The sequence below is a fragment of the Micrococcus sp. GbtcB5 genome (assembly GCF_019091605.1).
Taxonomy (GTDB): domain Bacteria; phylum Actinomycetota; class Actinomycetes; order Actinomycetales; family Micrococcaceae; genus Micrococcus; species Micrococcus luteus.
Window position 1 is genome coordinate 1 of the sequence record NZ_JAGXJK010000460.1, and the last position, 237, is coordinate 237.

Annotated in this window: 1 protein-coding gene; it reads left to right on the forward strand. The window is 69.6% G+C overall.

Annotated features, from left to right (window positions below):
* The coding region (locus tag KVS67_RS13100; protein WP_217565560.1) for a dihydroxy-acid dehydratase at positions 1 to 237 on the forward strand (237 nt) is incomplete at both ends.

Here is a 237-nt window from a genome sequence, read left to right on the forward strand (position 1 = left end):
CCCCTACGGCGAGGCCGTGGTGATCATGCACCGCCAGGGCATCACGGCCCGGGACAACATGACCAAGTCCGCTATCGAGAACGCGATCGCCGTGACCATGGCGTACGGCGGCTCCACCAACGCCGTGCTGCACCTGCTCGCCATCGCCCCGGCGGCGGGCGTGGTCCTGCAGCTGTCCGACTTCCACCGCATCGCCGGCCGCACCCCGCACATCGCCGACCTCAAGGCGTTCCGTCA